General features: G+C 69.8%; 1 protein-coding gene. It reads left to right on the top strand.

Going from position 1 to position 1,668, the window contains the following annotated elements; translation table 11 throughout:
• Positions 1–1,423 (top strand): DNA repair protein RecN (locus ACE3UY_RS20785; protein WP_374689390.1); only part of this gene is annotated, 1,423 nt, incomplete at its 5' end.
• Between the last annotated feature and the right edge of the window lie 245 nt (positions 1,424–1,668).

Genomic DNA, 1,668 nt, shown 5'->3' with positions numbered 1-1,668 from the left:
CCTGTCCGTCCTGCGCCAGGTGGCCGACCCGCTGATCGACATCCACGGCCAGGGCGAGCACCTGTCGCTGTTGCGCCCGCGCGCCCACCTGCCGCTGCTCGACGCCTTCGGCGGGCTGGCCGCCGAGCGCGAGGCGCTGGCCGCCGAGGTGCACCGCCTCTACGCCGTACAGCGCGAGCTGGATCAGATGCGGCGCGACCAGCGCGATCTGGCGCAGCGCATGGAGATGCTCCACTACAAGATTGAGGAGCTATCGGTCGCCGCGCTGCAACCGGACGAGGAAGAGACGCTGCGCATCGAGCGTATCCGGCTGGCCAACGCCGAACAGCTGGGCCGGCACGCCAGCGAGGCCGTGGCCCTGCTGAGTATGGTGGACGACGAGCGGCCGTCGGTGGCCGACCTGCTGGGCCGGGTGGAGCACGCCCTGAGCCAGCTGGCGAAGCTGGACGAGACGCGCCAGGCGTCGCTGGAGAACCTGCAGGGGCTGGCCTTCCAGTTGAGCGAGCTGGGCGGCGACGTGCAGGACTACCTGGAGGCGCTGGAGTTCGACCCGCAGCGCTTGAACAGCGTCGAGGCGCGGCTGGAAAACATCAACCAGTTGAAACGTAAGTACTTCGAGAGCGACATCGCCGGGCTGCTGGCGGCGCAGGAGCGGGCCGAGGCCGAGCTGAAGACGCTGGAGAACAGCGAGGTGCGCACCGCCGAGCTGGAAGCGGAGCAGGAGCGCTACCTGCGGCGCATCGGCGAGCTGGCCGCGGCCCTGTCGGCCAGGCGGCGCGCCGCGGCCGAGCGGCTGTCGGCGGCCGTCGAATCGCACCTGGGCGACCTGAAGATGGAGGGGGCGCGCTTCGGCGTGGACTTCCAGACTCACCGCACGGCGGCGGGCTGCTACGTGGCCGGCCCCGACGGCGAGGAAACGCGGCTGGCCTTCGACCAGACGGGCATCGACCAGGTGGAGTTCCTCATCTCGGCCAACCCCGGCGAACCGCTGAAGCCGATGGCCAAGGTCGCCAGCGGCGGCGAGACGGCGCGCCTGATGCTGGCCCTGAAGACGGCCCTGGCCCAGGTGGACGAGACGCCGACGCTCATCTTCGACGAGATCGACCAGGGCATCGGCGGGCGCGTGGGCGACATCGTCGGCCGCAAGCTGTGGGGGCTGGCCTCGGAGGCCGACCATCAGGTGATCGTGGTCACCCACCTGCCGCAACTGGCCGGCTATGGCGACGCGCACTTCCACGTCAGCAAGGCGGTGGCCGGCGGCCGGACGACGACCCACGTGGACAGCCTGGACACGGCCGGCCGTCTGCGCGAGCTGGCGGCCATGTTGGGCACGCAAGGCGACGCCGCCCGCACCGGCGCGCAGTCGATCCTGAGCCACGTGGAGCAGGCCAAGGCGGCGACGCTGCCGGTGGAAGAGTTTTAGGGTTGGCGGCGGCCAAGCGGCGGCTGGCCGTCAGCGAAGCGGCGAGCGAGACCAGCGCTACTTAAGATATGATCAGGTGTAGCGCGGGATGGTATCCCGCGTCTGGGGCCTTTTGTAGCGCCGCGCCGCTCTGGTAGAATATCGGGCTGACATGTCGACACAGCGCATCCGCACCCTCTTCACCCTCTCGCTGGTGGTTCAGGACGTGTTCCTCATCGCGCTGGCCTTTGTGCTGGCCTACCAGT

The organism is Promineifilum sp. (SeqCode) (genome assembly GCF_041918635.1).
Classification (GTDB): domain Bacteria; phylum Chloroflexota; class Anaerolineae; order Promineifilales; family Promineifilaceae; genus Promineifilum.
This window is presented reverse-complemented; position numbering and strand designations above follow the sequence as displayed.